Below are 21,271 nucleotides of genomic sequence, written 5' to 3'. Positions count from 1 at the left end.
GGCTTGAACATGTTCAATTCCTTGGAGTGGAGCCTAGAGGTTGAACTGAACGTGTTCAAGTCGCGCCCCGTCTGTCCATCCGTCAGAAATTGAGGGACATCTCGAGTTGCGGAAGGCGGGAGATCTTGGTGCGCTCACCGATGCGTCCTTTGTTCGCGGCGGTCGCCGTGCTGTGTGTAGGGCCCCTGGCTGCCGGATGCGGCGGCGAGAGCCGGGCGGCGGATTCGCAGGAGGTGCTCCTCCAGCCGCTCGCGGCGAAGGGCTCCGATCCCTTCACGGCGTCGACCGCCCTCCCCACGCCCGCCTTCGCACCGCCGCTCGTCACCGCGGCACCCAGGAGCCTGTCCGGCACGGGCACGACCCTGCGCACCTTGTCGGGCTCGACGCCCGGGCTGTACGCCGGCACCCACGCGATCGCGAGCTGCGACGTCGAGGCCCAGGTCCGCCTCCTCGGCGGCGACCAGGACAAGGCCCGCGCCTTCGCCGAGGGCGCCGGGATCGACCGGGCGGACATCCCCCAGTTCCTGCGCGGCCTCACGTCCGTCGTGCTGCGCTCCGACACCCGCATCACCGGCCACTCCTTCCGCGACGGCAGGGCGGCCGCCTACCAGGCCGTCCTCCAGACCGGCACCGCTGTGCTCGTCGACCAGTACGGCGCCCCCCGGGTGCGCTGCGCCGGCGGCAACCCGCTGAAGCCGCCGGTCGCCGTCAAGCGCACGGTCGCGACCAAGGGCGACGCGTGGCCGGGCTACCGCGCCGACCGGGCCCTCGTGATCAAGCCGGCCGTCCAGGTCGTCAACAACCTGCTGATCGTCAACACCGCCGACGGCACCTGGATCGAACGGCCCGCCGGCACCGACGGTGAGGAGGACACCCGGCCCGAGGTCCTGCCGCCCGTCGACCCCGACGAGGTTTTCATGGACCTGACGCGTTCCGAATCCGCCGGCTCGGCCGACCAGGGCGCCTCTTCCGGCGTTGTCGGACCCGCCGGGCCCGACGGCAGGCCCTCGCCCCAGGCTCCGGCGCCCGACGTCCCGGCCCCCCAGAACGCGGTGCCCGCGCCGCAGGCGCCGGCCGCACCGCGGGACCCGGTGGACGAGCCCTTCGCGGACCTGCCCCAGGATCCGCAGGATGGGTTCGAGCCCCTGCCGGCCGACCCGCCGGTCCCGGACGCGGAGCCGCAGGCGCCGGTCGAGCCGGACCCGGTGCCGCCTTCCGAGGACACCTTGCCGCCCTCCGCGGACGACATGGCACCGGCCCCGGACGACGTGGCGCCGGCCCCCTACCAGGGCTGAGGGGACCCTGCCCGATCCGCTCGTGGAATGCGCCGAATGATGGCAGAGTGGCTCCATGGCTGATCGGGCAGCGGGTGCCCTGTCGCTCCCCGACGACTGGCCGGCGCACGCGGACGTGAGCCTGACGCTCAATCGCATGGGCTGCTTCGACTGGGACCTCACCACCGGTCTGATGCACGTGGACGAGCCCGGCCTCGATGTGTTCGATCTGCACCCGGACGAGTACGACGGTCACCCGGCGAGCCTGGCCGCTCGGGTGCCGGCGGACGAGGCCGTCCGCCTCGACAGCATGGTGGCGCAGGCACTCAAGCGCGGGAGCGACCACTACGGCGCCTACTTCCGCATCCGCTGCCGCGACGGGACCCTGCGCTGGACGCACACCCAGGCGTGCGTGCGCCGCGACGAGAGCGGTCGTCCGGTCCGCATCATCGGCATCGTGCGGGACGCGACCCAGGAGCTCGCCGATTCCAGCGCACGCGTCGAGGTCGACGAGGAACGCCGCCGTCAGACCAGCGTCGTCGAGACCACGACGGCCGCGCTCGCCCACGCCCGCACCGTCCAGGACGTCATCGAGCTGCTGAAGAACTCGCACGGCCTCGAACATCTCGGCGCGACCAGCCTGGTGATGGGCCTGCTCGAATCGGGGAGGATCCGCCTCGTCGCCGAGGGGCCGGAGGGCTCCTTCGTCCCGGGCACCCGCTACACCCGCGTCGACGACCAGTACCCGATGAGCGAGGTGGTGCGCACGCTCGCCCCGCGGTTCATCGAGTCCAAGGAGGACTTCGCCGAGTCCTACCCCCGGCTCTGGCACGCGATCGGCGACCGCGACATCTCCGCCGCCGCCTATCTGCCGCTCATCGCCCAGGCCCGGCCCATCGGGGCACTCGGCCTGCTGTACCGCGACAAGATCGGTTTCACGCCGGAGGAACGCAATCTGCTGGTCGCACTCGGCAGCAGCATCGCGCAGAGCCTCCAGCGCGCCGTCCTGTACGAGCAGGAGCACGACCTCGCCGAAGGGCTGCAGCAGGCGATGCTGCCCCGTCGTATCCCGGAGGTGCCCGGCGCCGAGATCGCCGTGCGCTACCGCTCCGCCCGCCTCGGCCAGGACATCGGCGGCGACTGGTACGACATCATCGCGCTGCCGGGCGGCCGGGTCGGCGCCGTCATCGGCGACGTACAGGGCCACGACACGCACGCCGCCGCCGTCATGGGCCAGCTGCGCATCGTCCTGCGGGCTTACGCGGCCGAGGGCCACACCCCCGCCACGGTGATGGCCAGATCGTCGGTCTTCCTCCACGAGCTCGACACCGACCGGTTCGCGACCTGCACCTATGCCGAGGTGGACCTGACCACCGGGGTGGTGCAGATGGTGCGTGCCGGTCATGTCGACCCGCTGATCAGGAACCAGGACGGCAGCTGCCGCAGGCTGCCGGTGCCCGGCGGGCTGCCGCTCGGGCTCTCCGCCGAGTTCGGCCGGCTCGAATACACGGTCAGCACCGTCGAACTGGATCCCGGACAGACGTTGCTGCTCTACACGGACGGCCTGGTCGAACAGCCCGGCGCCGATCTCGACGACGGGATGCAGCTCCTGGCCGCTCTGGTGGACGACGGTCCACACGATCTCCAACTGCTCGCCGACCAGCTGTGCGAGGTCGTCGACGAGCGCGGCGGTGACGACGACGTGGCCATCCTGCTGCTGCGCCGCAAGGGGAACTACGCGCCTCAGGTGTTCGGCCGCCTCCAGCAGCACGTCGGACAGAACGACCCGGAGGCGCTGCGCTCGTCCCGGCACATGGTCCGCGCCGCCGTACGGGCCTGGGGTGCGCACGAGCGGGCGGACGAGGTCGAGCTGGCCGCGGACGAGTTGATCACCAACGCGCTGCTGCACACGGACGGCGGGGCCGTCGTCACCGTGCGGGTGCTGTCGGGCATCGAACGGCGGATGAGGGTGGAGGTCGAGGACCGCTCGAGCGCGCTGCCGCGCAGGCGGGACGCGGGGGAGTCGGGAGTGTCGGGGCGGGGTCTGATGCTGGTCGACCGGCTGTCCGAGTCGTGGGGCGTGGAGTCGCGCGGCAGCGGCAAGTGCGTGTGGTGCGAGTTCCTCATTCCGGACCGGCCGCGGATCTGATCGTCGGCGTCTGTTAACTGTCCGTGAAGCGATCATACTTGACCGTAACCGTCGGGAAGATGTTGACTGCGACTCCCGGCCTCCCAGAGACATGAGGACCACGTGAGCTCTGAGCTTCTCGCCCCGCTGGACCTGGCGTTCTGGCATCTGGAATCCGCCGGTCATCCCATGCACCTCGGCGCCCTCGCCCTCTTCGGCGCCCCGCCCGGCGGCGGGGGCGCCGACGGCGTCCTCGACCTGCTCGCGGACCGGGCCGCCGCCATTCCCCGGCTGAGGATGCGGGTCCGCGACGTCCTGCTCCCCGTCGGCGGAGCCGCCTGGAGCGCCGCCAAGGACTTCGACGTGCGACGCCACGTCCGGGACGTGTGCCTGACCGGTGACGACTTCACCGCCGAAGTCACAGCCGTGGCCGGTGAGCTGATGGAGCGTCCGCTCGAGCGCGGTCTGCCCCCGTGGGAGATGTACCTCCTGCGCGACCCCCGCGGCGAATGCTTCGCCGTGCTCGTCAAACTCCACCACGCCCTCGCCGACGGCATGCGCGCCGTCGCCATCGGCGCGGGGATCTTCGACGAGATCGCCGAGGCCCGCCGTACCGGTACCCGCCGCACGCGCCCCGTGCCCCCGCGCTCCTGGCTCGCCGGGCCCCGCGTGCTCGCCGACCTCGCCCAGAGCCGTATCGAGGAGCTGGGACGCGCGGTCGGCGTCGGCGCCTCCGTCGTACGGGCCAGCCGGCTCGACCCGCGCGGACTGCCCGCCCTGACCGCGGCCCCGAGCGGCACGCGACGGCTCGGCACCGCCGTGCTTCCGCTGGACGACGTGCAGCAGGTGCGCCGGGTCGCGGGCGGCACCGCCAACGACGTGCTGCTCGCCGTCGTCGCCGGCGCGCTCCGGCGCTGGATGCACGAGCGCGGCGAACGGCTGCCCGCCGCTGGTCCCCGCGCCCTGGTGCCGGTCTCGCGCCGCCGCCCGGGCAGCCCCTCGGGCTCGGGCAACAAACTGTCCGCCTACCTGCTCCAGCTGCCCGTCGCCGAGCCGGATCCGCTGGCGCGCCTCGCCTCCGTCCGCGAGGCCATGGACCGCAACAAGGCGGCGGGGCCGGCGCGCGGAGCCGGTGCGGTCGCGCTGCTCGCGGATCAACTGCCGCCCTTGGCCCACCGCTTCGGAGCCCCGATCGCGGGCGGCGCCGCACGGATGCTCTTCGACGTCCTCGTCACCAGCGTGCCGCTGCCCCGATCGGCCCTGTCCCTCGGCGGCTGCCCCCTGCGCGAGATCTACCCGATGGCGCCGCTCGCCCGGGGACAGGCGCTGGCGGTGGCCATGTCGACGTACGGCGGTCAGGTGCACATCGGGCTGGTCGCCGACGGCAAGGCGCTGCCCGACCTCGACCGTCTGGCGCATGCGGCGCGGGAGGAGCTGGACGCGCTGCTGAGCCTCGTCGGCAGCGACGGATCCCCCGCAGGAATGGTCCGATAGATCGGACCGATAGCCGGGCGGGCTGCCGGCATTCCCGTGCACAGCTGTTGAGTCCGTCGTAGTGATCCGATGAATATGTGGTGATCGGAGGTCGCCCGGACCCACGGCGAAGGGGCAGCAACGGGATGCGACGCAGCACGCTCGGACGCAGCACGGTGGAGATCACCCGACTCTCCTTCGGCGCCGCAGCGCTCGGCAACCTCTACGCCCCCGTCGACGCCGAGGCGGCAACCGCCGCCGTCGACGCCGCCTGGGACGCAGGCATCCGCTCGTTCGACACGGCCCCGCACTACGGACTGGGCCTGTCCGAACGGCGACTGGGCCAGGCGCTGAGCGCCCGGCCCCGCGACAGCTGCACCCTCTCCACCAAGGCCGGACGGCTGCTCGAACCCTGTCCGGCCGAAGGCGACGACCTCGCCCACGGTTTCGCCGTACCCGCCGACCACCGCCGCGTGTGGGACTTCTCCGCCGACGGCATCCGCCGCAGCATCGAGGACAGCCTGACCCGCCTCGGCCTCGACCGCGTCGACGTCGTCTATCTGCACGACCCCGACGACCACGAGGAGGCGGCCTTCCGGCACGGCTACCCGGCGCTGGAGAAGCTCCGCGCCGAAGGCGTCGTCAGGGCCATCGGCGCCGGGATGAACCAGCCGGCGATGCTCACCCGCTTCCTGCGCGACACCGACGTCGACGCCGTCCTGTGCGCGGGCCGGTACACGCTGCTCGACCAGAGCGCCCTGACCGAGCTCCTGCCGGAGGCGGCCGCACGGGGCAGGAGCGTCGTGGTCGGCGGGGTCTTCAACTCCGGACTGCTCGCCGACCCCCGGCCGGGCGCCTGTTACGACTACGCCGCGGCCCCCCGGACCGTCCTCGACCGCGCACTGCGTCTGGAGGAGATCGCCGCCCGGCACGGCGTACCCCTGCGGGCCGCCGCCCTCCACTACTCCCTCGGGCACCCCGCCGTCGCCGGTGCGCTGATCGGCTGCCGCAGCGCGGCCGAGGTGCGCGACGCGGCGCGGCTGCATGCCGCGCCTGTCCCGGCGGCCCTCTACGACGAACTGCGCGCCGAGGGACTGCTGCCCGGGACGCCGCCCGTGCCCGGACCGGCGGACGAGCCGCCGCCCCTCCCGCCCCGGCGTCGCCCGGCACGCACCATGACGCGGAGGTCACCCGATGAGAGTCGCCCTGCACACCAGGGTCCGCGCCGACCGCGCCGACGCCTACGAACAGGCCCACCGCGAGGTGCCCGAGGCGCTCACCGACACCATCCGCGCCGCCGGCGTCACCTCCTGGACCATCTGGCGCAGCGGCACCGACCTGTTCCACCTCCTCGATTGCGCCGACTACGCGCGGCTGCTCGCCGAGTTGGAGCACCTGCCGGTCAACGTCGCCTGGCAGGCGCGCATGGCCGGACTCCTCGACGTCGTCCACGACTGCTCGTCCGACGGCAAGGACGCCTCCCTGCCCGTCGTATGGGACCTGGAGGCGGACAGCCGGTGACGGTCGTCGACGGACACCATCATGTGTGGGACCTCGCCGTGCGGGACCAGGAGTGGATGATCCGAACCCCCTGTCCCACGGGTGTGACACCCGTGTGGGACGGGCCGCACTTGGTGCGGCGGGCCGCCCCCTGCGGCAGGGTGGAGACATGCCCGAACTGCCCGAGGTCGAAGCACTCCGAGAGTTCCTCGACGGCCATCTCGTCGGCCGACGGGTCGCCCGTGTCATGCCGGTGGCCGTCAGTGTCCTCAAGACGTACGACCCGCCGCTGACCGCGATCGAGGGGGCCGACGTCACCTCCGTCGACCGGTACGGCAAGTGGCTCGACATCACCGTCGGCGGCCTGCATCTCGTCGTCCATCTCGCCCGCGCGGGCTGGCTGCAGTGGAAGGACGAGTTCCCCGCGGCGCCGCCCCGGCCGGGCAAGGGGCCGCTCGCCCTGCGCACGGTCCTGACGGACGGTGGCGGCTTCGACCTCACGGAGGCGGGCACCACCAAGCGTCTCGCCGTGCACCTCGTACGCGACCCCGCCGATGTGCCCGGCGTGTCCAGGCTCGGCCCCGACCCGCTCGCCGACTCCTTCGACCGCGCCGCCTTCGCCTCCGTGCTCGCGGGGGAGCGGCGCCAGATCAAGGGCGCGCTGCGCGACCAGAGCCTGATCGCCGGCATCGGCAACGCCTACAGCGACGAGATCCTGCACGCGGCGAAGATGTCTCCCTTCAAACCGGTCCACAACCTGGACGAGCACGAGACCGACGTGCTCTACGAGGCGCTGCGCACCACGCTCGCCGAGGCCGTCGAACGCTCGCGGGGCGTGGCGGCGGGACGGCTCAAGTCGGAGAAGAAGAGCGGGCTGCGGGTCCACGGGCGCACGGGGGAGCCGTGTCCGGTCTGCGGTGACACCATCCGCGAGGTGTCGTTCAGCGACTCGTCCCTGCAGTACTGCCCCACATGCCAGACGGGCGGGAAGCCGCTCGCCGACCGGAGGCTCTCGCGGCTGCTGAAGTGACGGCGCCTCCCGCTCCCCCTTCCCGCCCGGCGTTCCTCCGACAAGCGCCATGAGCCCCCCGCGGTACGCCCCCGGGTCAGCCGCCGATCGACAGCAGTCGCTCGCCCTGGTCGCCGCGCACCTCCCAGCGGACGATCTCCGCCGTGTGCAGGCCGGTGGTTCCCTCGATGTCCAGAGGCCCCGCGTACCCGGGGCCGTCGGCGACGCCGTACCCGCCGGCCGGCACCCACCAGCTCAGCACCGGATGCTCCACCCCGTCCTTGCCGATCGCAACGAGCCGACATGTGCGCGGCCCCGGCAGACCCGCCAGCCGCATCGCCACCGACGTCCCCCACCTCCGGTCCTCCAGGGCCACCGATGCCCGCACGCCCGTCTCCGGGTCGGACGCGACGACCCGCTGCGGCGCCGGCCGATCTCCGCCGTCCTGGGCCACGACCACGGCGGCGGGAAGGCCGACGGCCAGCACGGCCGCCGCGGCCGCCAGCCGCAGCCGCCGCCGGCGGGTGCGCCGCCGTTCCAGCACCACGTGCTGCGTGAGCCGGTCCAGCAGGCGGGGCGAGGGGCGGGCGTCGGCACGGGCGGGACCGGCGAGTTCGGCCACGGCCCGGGCGACCGCGGTGAAGTCCGAGAGCCGGACCGCGCACATGACGCACTCGGCGAGATGCTCCTCGAAACGGAAGGCATCGGCGGGTTCCAGGACGCCCAGCGCGTAGGCGGCCACATCCTCGTGCGGCTGCTGGCGGCTCATGGGGGGTCCTCGATTCTTCGTGTTACGGGCGGTCACCCTGGTATACGCAGCAGGAAGTCGCTCTGCTCAACCCGGCGGCCAGGCGCCGGACGCGATCGCAAAGGCGTACGGAGACCGGGGCGTGGTCCTCGCTCCCGGGCGGGCCTAGGTCCTCTCTTTTGGATCAGGCCGGATCAGTGAGTGGGGGTCCCCCCACGCCCGCAGGGCGTAGGGGGAGGGTCTGGTGCATGGGGTCTCCCCAGGCCCCCAGGGGCCTAGGGGACGCATCGCAAGGCGGAGGATGGAGTCCACGCGGAGCGTCGGCGACTGACGACAACGCTGGGGGCACTCCCCCTGGCTCCGCCGGGAGGTACCCCCACCCGTGCCCGAAGGGCGACGGGGGAGAGGTGCGGTGCCAGGGCACGCGAGCCCGGCAAGATCCGAAAGAGAGGGCCTAAACTCCGCAGCATGCTGCGCGTACTGGCTGTCGACGACGAGAGACCGGCGCTCGAGGAGCTGCTCTACCTCCTGCGGGCCGACTCCCGGATCCGCAGCGCCGAAGGGGCCACCGACGCCACCGAGGCGCTCCGGCGCATCGGGCGGGCCCTCGAAGCGGGCCCCGACAGCGAGGACGCCATCGACGTCGTCTTCCTCGACATCCACATGGCCGGGCTGACCGGCCTCGACGTCGCCCGGCTGCTCGCCGGGTTCGCCAGGCCGCCGCTCATCGTGTTCGTCACGGCGCACGAGGGCTTCGCCGTGCAGGCCTTCGACCTCAAGGCCGTCGACTACGTCCTCAAGCCGGTGCGCAGGGAACGGCTGGCGGAGGCGGTCCGCAGGGTCCGGGACCTGGTCGTCCCGCAGCGCGACACGCAGCGGCCCCAGCCCGTGCCGGCTGCGCTTCCCACGGTGGTGCCCGGCCCCGGCCCCGAGCAGATACCCGTCGAACTGGGCGGTGTGACCCGTTTCGTACCGGTCGACGACATCACCTATGTCGAGGCGCAGGGCGACTACGCACGGCTCCACACCGCCGAGGGCAGCCACCTGGTCCGCATCCCGCTGTCCACGCTGGAGGAGCGCTGGGCCTCGCGCGGCTTCGTACGCATCCACCGCAGCCACCTCGTCGCGCTCGGCCGCATCGACGAACTCCGCCTGGACGCCGGGACGACGACCGTGCGGGTGGGCACCGCCGAGCTGGCGGTGAGCCGCCGCCACGCGCGCCAGCTGCGCGACCTGCTGATGCTCCCGCGCGGTCCCAAGGACTCGGGCGGGCCCGCTCCCGGCGTCCGGCGCTGACCGTTCGACGGTCGCGAGGAACCGTTCGTCGCAGGCGGCGGGCCGCCCGGCGACGGACCCGCCCCGCTGGGCGAGGCTCCCTCCGCCGGCCTCCCGGGCCGCGCGCCGGGGGACCTAACCTTGATCACTCCGGGGGAGGAAGGGGCCTGATGTCCGACATCGAAGCACTGCTGGACGAGTTGAACGGACTGCCCTCGGCGCCTCCCTCGGGCCCGGCCGATCTGGAGGCACTGCTCGCCGCCGCCCGCAGCGCGGCCGGCCGATGGGCGGATGTGCTGGAGGGCATCCGCGAGGCGTCCAGGGGCCTCGCGGGTCCCCGTACCGAAGCGGCCCTGGAGGTGGCGTTCCGCCGGGCGGAGGAGTCGTACGTGGAACTTGAGATCGCCCTCAGCGCCTGCGCGGGCCCGCGCCCGCACTGACCGCACCCGCCCGCACAGCACTGACCGCACCGCCTGCGCCCGCACTGACCGCACCCGCCCCGGCCCGGCCCGAACGGCGGCCCTGGAGTCCTGGAGTCCCGGAGTCCCGGAGCAGGCCGCCCGTCGCGCCGGGCCGCGTCCGCGGCCGGCTCGCCCCTACCCGCCGTGATCGCCGCTGCGTAGACTCCCCGTCCACCCGCCTTCGCCGACAGACGCTGGAGCGGACGGACGAATGTCACCAGAGCAGCCCCCTCGCCGCGAGGTGGTCACCGGGGTGCCGCGGGCCACGCGGCGGCCCCCCGGCCACGCGCCCGCACGGTTCGAGATCAGCGAGCAGACAACGCTCGGCACCACCTACGTGCGCTCCCTGATGCGCAGCCAGCTGCGGGCCGCCCTCGGCGCGCTCGGCGCCCTCGTGCTCCTCGTCGGCACGCTGCCGCTCCTGTTCGCCCTGCCCGCGGTGCTCGGCGGGTCCCCGGGCTCCGCGGCCCCGTTCGTCTGGGCCGCCCTCGGCTTCGGCGTCTACCCCGTCATGTGGCTGACCGCCCGCCGGTACGTGCGCCGGGCCGAGCGCAACGAACGCGACTTCACCAGGCTCGTCGAAGGCCGCTGACCGTGAACCAGACGTACGCGGTGGCCGCGGTCACCGTCGTGGTGCTCGCCACCGTCCTCATCGGCGCGCTCGGCCTGCGCATATCCCGCACCACCTCCGACTTCTACGTCGCCTCGCGCACGGTCAAGCCGGGTCTCAACGCGGCCGCGATCAGCGGCGAGTACCTCTCCGCGGCCTCGTTCCTCGGGATAGCCGGCCTGGTCCTGCTCCAGGGGCCGGACATGCTCTGGTACCCGGTCGGGTACACCGCCGGCTATCTCGTCCTGCTCGTGCTCGTCGCCGCCCCGCTGCGCCGCTCCGGCGCATACACGCTCTCCGACTTCGCCGAGGCCCGCCTGGAGTCCTCCGCCGTCCGCAGGCTGGCGTCCCTGTTCGTCGTCGGCATCGGCTGGCTGTATCTGCTGCCCCAACTGCAGGGCGCCGGGCTGACCCTGGAGATCCTGACCGGCGCGCCGGACTGGCTCGGCTCCCTGGTCGTCGCCGTCGTCGTCACCGGCGCCGTCGCGGCCGGGGGCATGCGCAGCATCACCTTCGTGCAGGCCTTCCAGTACTGGCTCAAGCTGACCGCCCTGCTGGTGCCCGCACTGTTCCTCGTCGCCGCCTGGGCGGGTGACGACGCGCCGCGCGCCCGCTTCGACGCACCCGCCGTGCTCCGCGCGGACACCGACGTCCGGTTCGGCGACACCGTACGCGTCGACCTCGACGGACCGCTCACCCTCGGCGTCACCGGCGCGGTCGACCAGATCCGCCACCACGGCGAGAAGGTCACCCTCGGCGAGGGCACCCACCGCATCGAGGCGGGGACCGTGCTGCGCCTGCCGGAAGGCGCGGAGGTGCCCGAGCGGACCGGGTCCGGGACGGACCCGGTCAGCTGGTCCCAGCCCCTGTCCGGCGGGCGGGACGGCTCCCAGCTGTACGCGACGTACGGACTCATCCTCGCCACCTTCCTCGGCACCATGGGACTGCCGCACGTCGCCGTCCGCTTCTACACGAGTCCCAACGGCCGGGCCGCGCGCCGGACCACCCTCGTCGTGCTCGGCCTGATCGGCGCCTTCTACCTGCTGCCGCCCGTCTACGGTGCCCTCGGCCGCATCTACGCGCCCGAACTGGCCCTGACCGGTGCCGCCGACGCCGCCGTGCTCGTCCTGCCCGAGCGGGTGATCGGCGGGCTCGCGGGGGAGCTGCTCGGCGCGCTGCTGGCGGCCGGCGCGTTCGCCGCCTTCCTGTCCACGGCGTCCGGGCTCACGATGTCCGTGGCCGGGGTCATCAACCAGGACGTCCTGCCCTCGCGAGGCGTACGGCATTTCCGGCTCGCGACCCTGCTCGCCATGGCCGTGCCGCTGGGCCTGTCCGTGGTGACCAGCAACGTGCCGGTGGCCGACGCGGTGGGACTCGCCTTCGCCGTCGCCGCGTCGTCCTTCTGCCCGCTGCTCGTGCTGGGCATCTGGTGGCGCAGGCTCACCCCGCCCGGTGCGGCAGCGGGCCTGGTCCTCGGCGGCGGCTCGGCCCTGACCGCGGTCATGGCCACACGGGCGGGCCTCGCACCGGACGGCTGGCCGCACACGCTGATGGCGTGGCCCGCGCCGTGGTCCGTACCGCTGGGCTTCCTGACGATGGTGGCCGTGTCGCTGGCCACCGCACGCCACATACCCGCCGGCGCGGCCGCGATCCTCGCCCGGCTGCATCTCCCGGAGGACCTCGCCGGCCGGCCGCAGCCCGAAGGAGCGGAGCGATGACCGGTACGGAAGCGGCCGCGCTGGCCGCGGCGGGCGCCGTGCTGCTCGCCGTCGGGGCGGTGCTGGGTCTCGCCCTCGGCAGGGCCGGCGCCCGGCGCGGCGTGCGGCCGGACCTCGACCTCGGCACGCCCGTGGAGCACGCGACGTTCCACACCCTGCACACCGCGTCCCTCGCCGCCCCGCCGCTGCGCGCGGGGCTGACCGAGGACACGGCGCGCAAGGCGGCCAGGCGGCTGCGTTCCCTGCTCGGCACCGAGGCGCTGTCCCTGACCGACCGCGAGCGCGTCCTCGCGTGGGACGGGCCGGGCGCCGACCACCACGAGCGGCAGGTGATGGTGCGAGTGGCCGAGGTCCTGGACTCGGGCCGCAGCCAGAGCGTGCACTCCGACTGCGAGGACCTGGAGTGCCCGCTGCGCTGGGTGGTCATCGCGCCGCTGACCGGAGAGGAGGGTGTGCTCGGCACCCTGGTGGCCTACGGCTCGCGGGAGTCGGCGGTGCTGGTGCGGGCGGCGACCGAGGTCGCCCGCTGGGTCTCCGTCCAGCTGGAACTCGCCGAGCTCGACCGCTCCCGCACCCGGCTGATCGAGGCGGAGATCCGCGCCCTGCGCGCCCAGATCTCCCCGCACTTCATCTTCAACTCGCTCGCCGCCATCGCCTCGTTCGTCCGGACCGATCCGGAGCGTGCCCGCGATCTCCTGCTGGAGTTCGCCGACTTCACCCGCTACTCCTTCCGCCGGCACGGCGAGTTCACCCATCTCGCGGACGAGCTGCGCTGCATCGAGCAGTACCTCGCGCTCGCGGGCGCCCGCTTCGGCGACCGGCTGAAGGTGACCTTGCAGGTGGCCCCCGAGGTGCTGCCGGTGACCCTGCCGTTCCTGTGCCTGCAGCCCCTCGTCGAGAACGCCGTCAAGCACGGCCTCGAGGACTCCCGGCACGAGTGCCGCATCATGATCGCGGCGCAGGACGCGGGCTCGGAGGCGACGGTGACGATCGAGGACGACGGGGTGGGCATGGACCCCGAGGTGCTGCGCGCGATCCTGGCGGGGGAGCGGTCCGCCTCGTCGGGCATCGGGCTGCTCAACGTCGACGAGCGGCTGCGCCAGGTGTACGGCGACGACTACGGGCTCGTCATCGAGACGGCCGTCGGAGCAGGCATGAAGATCACGATCCGGATCCCCAAGTACCGTGCGGGCGTGCACTTCTCGGCGGGCCGGCGCGTCGACTGAGGCCGCCCGGCCGTGGTGCGGTCCTCACCACAGGTGGATCGCCAGATGCCCCAGGGGCAGTCCCAGCTGCCAGGCCGGGGTCCACACCTGGCTCGCCTCGTCCACGCCGGCGGCGAGCGGGAGCGCCGGATGCCACGGCTCCAGGTCCCCGAGGTCGGCCGCGAGCAGTTCGGTGGTGCGCAGCCAGTCCCAGGCGGCGGTCGCCAGCGCCAGATCGGGGTCCGGGCTGCCGTGCCGTTCCCGGGCTGCCCTGGTGGCGAGCCGTTCCTCGACCCACTCCTGCCAGGGGTGTCCGTACGTGGTCAGCGACAGCCACTCCTCGATCGTGGCCGCCGAGCGCACCGCCTCCGGTGCTCCCGGGCCGTCGCAGAGGTGGATGGTCAGCGCCAGGGCCCGGCGCCCCGCCCGGAACTCGAGTGAGCCGTACTCGACGAGCGCACCGACCCGCAGCATCTCCTCGGCCGTGTACTCGGCACACAGCCACGCCATGGGGACCGCCAGCCCCGGTCCCCCGGCGCCGTTCGCACTCTCACGCTGCACGCCTCCCACCCACTTTCCTCTCGACGCGTCCGGGACTCGATGACGAGCCTCCACCGTCCAAGACGGGCGGGAGCCCTTCTTTGCTCAACTCCGGCGTGACGTTCGGCATAGGGACACCGCGCGGTCGTGATCCGTGTGCACGGAGTGCGGCACCGGGGCCGGCGGGGCGGACGGGACGGCGCGCCTGCTGTAGCCCGGCAGGGACCGGGCGAGGGCACGCAACGCGTAGTACGAGCGCGACTTGACGGTCCCCGGCGGGATGCCGAGCGCCTGTGCGGCCTCGTTGACGCTCAGCCCGCGGAAGTAGATCTGCACGAGCACCGCGCGGTGCTCGGGGCTCAGGGCGCCGATCGCGGCCCGGACGTCGAGGGCCAGGGCCGTGCTCTCCGTCGGGTCCGTCGGGTCCGGGGTGGTGGCGAGGACGCCGTCGCCGATCTCCGTGGGGCGCGCGAGCCGGGAGCGCCGTGCGTCGATGGCGAGGCGCCGGCCGACGGTGAAGAGCCAGGGCCGCATCGACTCGTAGGGGCCATCGAACGCTTCCGGGTGCTGCCACGCGCGCACCAGCGTCTCCTGCAGCAGGTCCTCGGCGCGCTGCTGGTCCCCGTAGGTGAGGCCGAGCAGGAAGCTCATGAGGGCGGGGCCGTGGTCGCGCTGCAGCTCCGCCATGGCCCGCTCGTCGGTCGTCACGGTCGCCGTTGCCATCGCCAAACACCCTTCCACCCGTCGGTCGCTGCCACGTGCCGTATACGAACGCATCCGGGCGCACAGCGACAGACGCCGCACAGCGGTCGTCGACGAACGGTCGCACCGAGCGGCGAGTGGTGCGGCGAACGGGCGGCCGGACCGGTACGCCCGTTGCGCGGTCACCGCCCGGCTCGGCCCTCGCGGACGTCGGCGCCGCCGCGCCCGGCCACGGCGGCGCGGCACGACGGACTCACCAAGGGCCGCTGAGGGCCCCGGGCACCGGCCCTACGGGACGACGGTCACCGGCCACCGGCCCGCTTTCACCAACCGCACCGCGACCGAGCCGATGATCCGGTGGCCCGCCGACTCCGAGGCCCCCACCACCACGGCGTCCGCCTTGAGTTCGTCGGCCGCGGTGACCAGACCCGTGTACGGGTCGCCGCGGAAGGTGTGGAACTCCCAGCGGACGTCCCAGATAGCGCGCACCCGCTCGGCCGCCGCACGGATCTCTGCGACGAGACCCTCGGCGATCTCCCCGGTCGCTTCGGCCACCGGCACACCGAGGGCCGCGCCCGCCGGCATCACCGGCTGGACGTAGACGATCGCCAGCAGCGCACGCTGCCGTCGCGCGAGACCGCTCGCGTAGGCCGCGGCCCGCAGCGACGAATCCGATCCGTCCAGGCCGACGAGGATCACCTTCGGCCCGTCCGTGCCGCGTTCGAACCGGTGGGCTGGATGCTCGGTCACGCCACCGAGGCTAGTACCCCGGCCGGAACGGCCGCCGACGCGCCCCAGGACCCCTGCGGAGCGCCCGGCCCGCGGTACTGCTCCCATCGGGTCAATCCGCCGCGCAACCCGGTGTCGATCGGTTGCCCGCGGCGTCAGCCGTGCGAGCCATGAGCCATGGACAAGGACCAGCTGCTCCGCGGACGCCGCTCGGTGCTCCGCCTCGCCGCTTGCCTCGGCGGCGCCGCCGTCGTCGGCGAGCTGTACGCCGGCGAGCCCACCACATCCGGGCGCACCGCGTCCGCGCCCGCCCCCGCTCCGCCCGGCCGTGCCGTGGGACCTCGGACCGCGGCACGGCCGCCGAAGGCGTCGTCCTACCGTCTGGAGCCCATGACCGCGTATCCCCCCGCGAGTCTGCGCCGCGCGGTCCCGCCGGTGCGCACGAGGCCCTTCCGCAGGGTGTCCGCGACGGACCGCACGATGGTGCTCACCTTCGACGACGGACCGGACCCGCGCTACACCCCCGGCATCCTCGCGACCCTGAGGGAACACGGCGTGCAGGCGATGTTCTTCGTCTGCGGGGAGATGGCGACGCAGCACGGGGACCTGCTGCGGGAGATGGCCGACGACGGCCATGTGATCGGCAACCACACCTGGTCCCACCCGCTCGTCCCCGGCCTGGCGCCGTCCCGGATCCGATACGAGCTGGGCAGGACGAGCGACGTCGTCGAGGAGGCGGTGGGCTCCGCCCCGCTCTGGTACCGGGCGCCCTACGGAGCGTGGAACCGGCACTCCTTCGAGATCGGCGCCGAGCTCGGCATGGAACCGCTGGCCTGGACCCTGGACACCCTGGACTGGGCGACCCCCGGCACCCGCACCATCGTCAGGCGGGTGCTGCGGGGCGCGGCCCCGGGTGTCGTCGTGCTCTCCCACGACGCGGGCGGCAACCGCTCCCAGAGCGTCGCGGCCCTGCGCAGGTACCTGCCGAAGCTGCTGGAAGAGGGCTACCGCATCACCGTCCCCCGTCGCTGAGCGGGCCGGCGACCGGCCGGCCGCCGGCCACGGAGGCCGCGGCCGGCAACGGGCCCCCGGTCAGCGGGCCTTGACCATACGGGCGAAGACGACGACGTTGCCGTCGTAGCCCTGCGTCTTGGAGTAGCCGCCCCCGCAGGTGATGACCCGCAGCTCGGGCGAACCGGTGTCGCCGTAGACGCGGACCCCGGGGAAGTCCGTCTTGGAGAACACCTCCACGCCGTACACCTCGAAGACAGCCGTCCTGCCGTCCTGTCGCGGCACCTCGACCGAATCCCCGGGCTTCACCGAGCCGAGACCGTAGAACACCGCCGGGCCCGCCTGGTTGTCGACGTGCCCGACGATCACGGCGGTGCCGCGCTGACCCGGGGCCACGCCGTTCTGGAACCAGCCCGCGAGGTTGGGCTCCTGCGCGGGCGGTGCCGCGATCCACCCCTTCTCGTCCAGGCCGACGTCCATGATCGGCGCGTCCACCTTGAGCGAGGAGACGCGCACCCGGACCGGGGGCGCGTACGGCAGCGGTTCGAGCGGCACGGGCAGGAACGTCTCGCCCGCGTGCTTGCCGAGCGACGCGGCGGCCGCGGGCTGCGGGGGCCCGATCCCCGCGTCGACGCCGTTCCTCATCAGCGCGATCCCGCTGAGCATGACGAGGGCCAGCACGCCCCAGGGCGAGCGTCGTCTCGGCTCGGAGCCGTAGATGTCCTGGCCCATGGTTCTCCCCTTTGTGCGCATGCGGTCACGCTAAGTGCGGTCGGCGGGCGCTGCGAGAAGGGAAGAGCGAACGGGTGGCGGCGGCCACTCGGGGTGACCCATCCGAGTAACGGGCTGATAAACACGCTGACGGTCTGTGACCTGCGGCTCCGTCAGGCGGCGGGACGCCCACACGGCGTGTCGCTCACTGGGGTGGACCAAGGCCGAAATGCGACGTACGTCACTGGCGGTGAGGGTTCGTCATGGGAGGCGTCCTCGTCGAATTTCCCGGAGCGCCGCTCCGGAACGTCTTCCGCTGGAGGTTCAACCATGCGTGCTACACGCGCTCTCGCGGCGACCGCGACCGCTTTCGCGGCCGTCGGGCTCTGCGCTCCGCTGGCCGCCGCCGGCGGTGGCGACGGCCCGAGGAACGTCCACGTCAGCCCGTCCTCGGTCTTCCCCGGAGGCACCCTGACGATCAGCGTCGACGGCTGCCACCGCGGTGGCGTCGTCAGCTCGAACGCCTTTCCCGACGCCGTGCTCTCCCGGAACGACGGCGGCGGCCGTGGGGGTGATGGCGGCAACTTTGGTGGTGACGGTGGGGGCCGTGGGGGTGATGGCGGCAACTTTGGTGGTGACGGTGGGGGCCGGGGTGGTGACGGTAGGGGCCGCGGGGGTGATGGCGGCAACCGCGGCGATAACGGCGGCGGCCGTGGGGGCGACGGCGGCAACCGCGGCGATAACGGCGGCGGCCGTGGGGGCGACGGCGGCAACCGCGGCGATAACGGCGGCGGCCGTGGGGGCGACGGCGGCAACCGCGGCGATAACGGTGGCGGCCGTGGTGGTGATGGCGGCAACCGCGGCGATGACGGCGGCGGCCGTGGTGGCGACGGCGGCAACTTGGGCGGTGACGGCAACCGCGGCGATAACGGTGGCGGCCGTGGGGGTGATGGCGGCGACCGCGGCGATAACGGCGGCGGCCGTGGTGGCGACGGCGGCAACTTTGGCGGTGACGGCAACCGCGGCGATAACGGTGGCGGCCGTGGGGGTGATGGCGGCAACCGCGGCGATAACGGTGGCGGCCGTGGTGATAACGGCGGCGACTTTGGTGGTGACGGCGGCGGCCAGGGCGGTGATGGCGGCAACTTTGGCGGTGACGGCGGCAACCGCGGCGATAACGGTGGCGGCCGTGGTGATAACGGCGGCGACTTTGGTGGTGACGGTGGCGGCCGTGGTGATAACGGCGGCGACTTTGGCGGTGACGGCGGCGGCCAGGGCGGTGACGGGGGCAACCGTGGTGACGACGGTGGCAACCGTGGTGATGACGGCGGCGGCCAGGGCGGCGACGGCGGCAACCGTGGTGATGACGGTGGCAACCGTGGCGGCCAGGATGACAACCGCGGTGGCGACACCGAAAACCGCGGTGGGGACGGTGGCAACTTCGGTGGTGACGGTGGCAACTTCGGTGGTGACGGTGGCAACTTCGGTGGTGACGGTGGGGGTACGGCCACGGCCACGGCCCGCGTCCGCAACAACGCTGCTCCCGGCACCTACCACCTGACGGTCCGGTGCAACGACAGCTCGCGGACCGCCAGCGCCTCGTTCAGGGTGATCCGCGCACGCGGTGCGGCGGGTGGTCTCGGCGGCTCGATCGGGCCCACCGGCACCGAGATGGCGGTCGGCGCCGGCCTGGTCGCCACGGCGGCCGTCGGCGGCTGCCTCTTCATCGTCCGCCGCCGCCGCACGGTCAGCGGTCAGGCCTGACCGGCCGAACCTCCCGGTCGGACCCATAACCGCCCGTTGCCCCGAGTCCTGTGCGGGACTCGGGGCGGCGGGCGGTTGGGTCCGGTTGAGAAGGGCGTTGGCCGCCAATCAGTGGCGGCGGTGCGCCGCGCGCCTGCGGACGACGAGGACGGTCGCCGTGGCGGCGGCCGCGACCAGGACACCGCCCGCCACGATCTCGGTCGTGTTCATCGCCTCGAAGCTGCCGCCCAGGCCGCCGCCCACACCCGAGGGGGCGATGGTCGTCGTGGAACTCACGGTCGGCGTGGAGGTGCCGCCGGAGATCCGGAGATCGAGGGTGCCGATCCGGCCGATGCAGTTGAACTGGACCGAGTACACGGCGCCCGGCGTGGCGTCCTGGTCGACCACGGCCGTGGCCGCGCCGTTCTGGGGAACGGTGACGACGTCGAAGACACCGGACGTCACCGTGGTCGTGCTCGGGCAGCCGCCCGCGGTCAGGGTCACGCGGCCGCCCGGGGCGACGGTCGAGGGCGTCACGCGGAAGTCATACGGCGTGTTGTTCACGGCGAAGGCTGCGGTGGGAGCGGTCAGGGCGAGTGCGGCCGCTCCGAGCAGAGCGGCGGACGCGGCACGTATCGCGCGCATGGTCGGACCTCCGGGTTCTCGGGGAGCAGTAGCGGAACCGTTCCGCACAGGTCGGGGAGTGCTCCTCGATCACCCGAAACGTTAGGAGCGGGGTGGGACGGACGCGATCGGTGTAGGTCAAACGGGGCATAACGCTGCGCCGGACGGGGGAGATGCCGGGCGTGTCGGCGTATCGGGACAAACCGGGGATGCGAGGGGCGACGACGCTGCTGTTCGCGGGGCCGGGCAGGGTCGGGGAGAGCCGTCCTGTCCTGGACTCGTACGACGGGGGCCGGACCCGCACGGCGGGCGGCCGACGACGGCGCCTCTCGCGCCGATGGGGATGGCCGGCTTTGCTTCGCCCACCGCGCCCCGGCTCGAAGAGAGGGCGACCCTGACCGCGGCCCCGTACCCGTGCGGAACTGGTCGTCGAATGGAGTACTCGGGGCCCAAGGCGAGCACAGAACCGCGCAGGCGGATGCGCTCCGCACGAGACCCCTGCCGCTGAGACACCGGCGTTGGAGTGACACAAGGGCCACATGGTTCAGTTGGGTTCAAGCCATTTCCCGCGCTGCCGGACCGGGGTGAATTCACCTGGTGCCACCGGGATTTCCCCATTCGTGTCCGTGCCGGCTTCGAAGATTTTTTCGCGCGCATTGAACACAGGCCGCTCCCCCGTCCGTACCTATGACCATGAACGGCGCCCCGAGGCGCCGGAACCGGCTGGAAGAACTACGGGAGTGGACATGAACACCTGGCGGAACGCCTCGCTCGCGGTGACTGCGGCGGCCGTACTCGCGCTGACGACGGCGTGCGGTCAGGACCAGGGCACCGAAACCCCCGGCCAGGCGGTGGGCGCCGCGAACCCCGCGCAGCCAGGCAGCGGAGGCTACGGAGCGGACGCCGGGTACGGCTCCGGCGCCGGGGAGGGGGCGGCTGCGGCCAAGCCCGCGGGCCAGCTCGCCGTCTGGGAGAGCAAGGACCTCGGCAAGGTCGTCACGGACAGCGCGGGCTTCACGCTCTACCGGTTCGACAAGGACACCGCCAAGCCGCCGAAGTCCAACTGCGAAGGGGACTGCGCGAAGGCGTGGCCCGTCGTCGCCGCCGGCGGTGCGACCGCGGCACCCGGTGTCGACCCGTCCCTGATCGGCGAGGTGACCAGGGAGGACGGCACCAAGCAGCTCACCATCGACGGCTGGCCGATGTACCGCTACGCCAAGGACACCAAGGCCGGCGACGTCAACGGCCAAGGCGTGGGCGGCACCTGGTACGCGGCCGCCCCCGACGGCAAGAAGGCGGCGCCCGGCGGCGGTGCCGAGGGCGGCGGCGAGGAGGAGGCCGGCGAGAACGAGGGCGGCGAGGCGGCGGATCTCGCGGGCCTGTCCGTACGCAAGGACCCCAAGCTCGGCGAGATCGTCGTCGACAAGAACGGCATGACCGTCTACCGCTTCATGAAGGACTCGGCCTGGCCCATGAAGACGGCCTGCACCGGCGAGTGCCTGGAGAAGTGGCCCGTCGTCGAGCCCGTCGACAAGAACGACACCGAGGGAATCCTCAAGAAGGGCTTCGTCACCTTCGACCGGCCCGACGGAATCAAGCAGCAGACCATCGACTGCTGGCCCATCTACACCTTCTCCGGCGACGCCAAGGCCGGTGACACCAACGGCCAGGGCGTCGGCGGCACCTGGTACGCCGTGTCGCCGGAGGGCAAGCCGGTCGGAGCGCCCAAGTAGTCCCCACACCGCGCCTCCGACCCGGGGCCTTTCTCGGGGAAAGGCCCCACGCCGGCCCGCCTCGCACCCCCAGGGTG

At 73.1% G+C, this 21,271-nt stretch carries 19 protein-coding genes and 1 pseudogene; 13 read left to right on the top strand and 7 right to left on the bottom strand.

The features are described from left to right. Positions 1-140: 140 nt before the first annotated feature. From HW130_RS00570 to HW130_RS00545, 6 genes and pseudogenes are all read left to right on the top strand, one after another. On the top strand, positions 141-1,295 hold the full coding sequence (locus HW130_RS00570; protein WP_177147322.1) for a DUF6777 domain-containing protein: 1,155 nt from the start codon (positions 141-143) through the stop codon (positions 1,293-1,295). 55 nt (positions 1,296-1,350) lie between these two features. Then, positions 1,351-3,423: a SpoIIE family protein phosphatase gene (locus tag HW130_RS00565; RefSeq protein ID WP_177147321.1), complete on the top strand. Its 2,073-nt coding sequence runs from the start codon at positions 1,351-1,353 to the stop codon at positions 3,421-3,423. A 102-nt stretch (positions 3,424-3,525) separates the two neighbouring features. Then, positions 3,526-4,896: a wax ester/triacylglycerol synthase family O-acyltransferase gene (locus HW130_RS00560; RefSeq protein ID WP_177147320.1), complete on the top strand. Its 1,371-nt coding sequence runs from the start codon at positions 3,526-3,528 to the stop codon at positions 4,894-4,896. A gap of 125 nt (positions 4,897-5,021) precedes the next feature. Beyond that, a pseudogene (locus tag HW130_RS00555) lies at positions 5,022-5,987 on the top strand (aldo/keto reductase); the annotation flags it as partial. 82 nt (positions 5,988-6,069) lie between these two features. Further along, a complete protein-coding gene (locus HW130_RS00550; RefSeq protein ID WP_177147319.1) occupies positions 6,070-6,396 on the top strand; it encodes an L-rhamnose mutarotase in 327 nt (108 codons plus the stop codon). Between the two features lie 148 nt (positions 6,397-6,544). Then, positions 6,545-7,405 (top strand): Fpg/Nei family DNA glycosylase, encoded by an 861-nt coding sequence (locus tag HW130_RS00545; RefSeq protein WP_177147318.1) that lies wholly within the window; start codon positions 6,545-6,547, stop codon positions 7,403-7,405. 76 nt (positions 7,406-7,481) lie between these two features. On the opposite strand, the gene HW130_RS00540 is transcribed toward HW130_RS00545, so the two are convergent. Beyond that, entirely contained in the window at positions 7,482-8,153 is a 672-nt protein-coding gene (locus tag HW130_RS00540; protein WP_177147317.1) for an anti-sigma factor, read from the bottom strand. 447 nt (positions 8,154-8,600) lie between these two features. Here HW130_RS00540 and HW130_RS00535 point away from each other — a divergent pair, with 447 nt between their 5' ends. The 5 genes from HW130_RS00535 (at position 8,601) to HW130_RS00515 (ending at position 13,422) form a co-directional block, all read left to right on the top strand. Next, positions 8,601-9,428: a LytTR family DNA-binding domain-containing protein gene (locus HW130_RS00535; RefSeq protein WP_177147316.1), complete on the top strand. Its 828-nt coding sequence runs from the start codon at positions 8,601-8,603 to the stop codon at positions 9,426-9,428. Positions 9,429-9,577: 149 nt separating this feature from the next. Continuing rightward, positions 9,578-9,847 (top strand): hypothetical protein, encoded by a 270-nt coding sequence (locus HW130_RS00530; protein WP_177147315.1) that lies wholly within the window; start codon positions 9,578-9,580, stop codon positions 9,845-9,847. A gap of 232 nt (positions 9,848-10,079) precedes the next feature. After that, positions 10,080-10,460, top strand: a complete 381-nt coding sequence (locus tag HW130_RS00525; RefSeq protein WP_177147314.1) for a hypothetical protein — start codon at positions 10,080-10,082, stop codon at positions 10,458-10,460. 2 nt (positions 10,461-10,462) lie between these two features. Beyond that, positions 10,463-12,196 carry a cation acetate symporter gene (locus tag HW130_RS00520; RefSeq protein WP_177147313.1) on the top strand — a complete coding sequence of 578 codons (1,734 nt, stop codon included), beginning with the start codon at positions 10,463-10,465 and terminating at the stop codon, positions 12,194-12,196. Next, entirely contained in the window at positions 12,193-13,422 is a 1,230-nt protein-coding gene (locus HW130_RS00515; RefSeq protein ID WP_177147312.1) for a sensor histidine kinase, read from the top strand. Before HW130_RS00520 ends, HW130_RS00515 begins: the two co-directional genes overlap by 4 nt. 24 nt (positions 13,423-13,446) lie before the next feature. Here the strand turns inward: HW130_RS00515 and HW130_RS00510 are convergent, their stop codons facing one another. The 3 genes from HW130_RS00510 to HW130_RS00500 form a co-directional block, all read right to left on the bottom strand. Then, positions 13,447-13,962, bottom strand: a complete 516-nt coding sequence (locus HW130_RS00510) for a hypothetical protein (protein ID WP_309140268.1) — start codon at positions 13,960-13,962, stop codon at positions 13,447-13,449. An 84-nt stretch (positions 13,963-14,046) separates the two neighbouring features. After that, positions 14,047-14,664 (bottom strand): sigma-70 family RNA polymerase sigma factor, encoded by a 618-nt coding sequence (locus HW130_RS00505; protein WP_256355719.1) that lies wholly within the window; start codon positions 14,662-14,664, stop codon positions 14,047-14,049. A gap of 267 nt (positions 14,665-14,931) precedes the next feature. Then, a complete protein-coding gene (locus tag HW130_RS00500) occupies positions 14,932-15,393 on the bottom strand; it encodes a universal stress protein (protein ID WP_177147311.1) in 462 nt (153 codons plus the stop codon). Between the two features lie 156 nt (positions 15,394-15,549). Here HW130_RS00500 and HW130_RS00495 point away from each other — a divergent pair, with 156 nt between their 5' ends. Further along, positions 15,550-16,404: a polysaccharide deacetylase family protein gene (locus HW130_RS00495; protein ID WP_177147310.1), complete on the top strand. Its 855-nt coding sequence runs from the start codon at positions 15,550-15,552 to the stop codon at positions 16,402-16,404. Between the two features lie 60 nt (positions 16,405-16,464). Here the strand turns inward: HW130_RS00495 and HW130_RS00490 are convergent, their stop codons facing one another. From HW130_RS00490 to HW130_RS00480, 3 genes are all read right to left on the bottom strand, one after another. Further along, positions 16,465-17,115 carry a class F sortase gene (locus HW130_RS00490; RefSeq protein WP_177147507.1) on the bottom strand — a complete coding sequence of 217 codons (651 nt, stop codon included), beginning with the start codon at positions 17,113-17,115 and terminating at the stop codon, positions 16,465-16,467. Positions 17,116-17,418: 303 nt separating this feature from the next. Further along, positions 17,419-18,885 carry a hypothetical protein gene (locus HW130_RS00485; RefSeq protein WP_177147309.1) on the bottom strand — a complete coding sequence of 489 codons (1,467 nt, stop codon included), beginning with the start codon at positions 18,883-18,885 and terminating at the stop codon, positions 17,419-17,421. 81 nt (positions 18,886-18,966) lie between these two features. Continuing rightward, positions 18,967-19,482, bottom strand: coding sequence for a hypothetical protein (locus tag HW130_RS00480; RefSeq protein WP_177147308.1), 516 nt, complete (start codon positions 19,480-19,482; stop codon positions 18,967-18,969). Positions 19,483-20,207: 725 nt separating this feature from the next. Between HW130_RS00480 and HW130_RS00475 the strand changes: the two genes are divergently transcribed. Continuing rightward, positions 20,208-21,194, top strand: a complete 987-nt coding sequence (locus HW130_RS00475) for an SCO0930 family lipoprotein (protein WP_177147307.1) — start codon at positions 20,208-20,210, stop codon at positions 21,192-21,194. Positions 21,195-21,271: the final 77 nt, after the last annotated feature.

The organism is Streptomyces sp. PKU-EA00015 (genome assembly GCF_013387495.1).
Classification (GTDB): domain Bacteria; phylum Actinomycetota; class Actinomycetes; order Streptomycetales; family Streptomycetaceae; genus Streptomyces.
The sequence above is the reverse complement of the archived record's forward strand: the minus strand, read 5'-3'. Positions and strand labels throughout refer to the sequence as shown.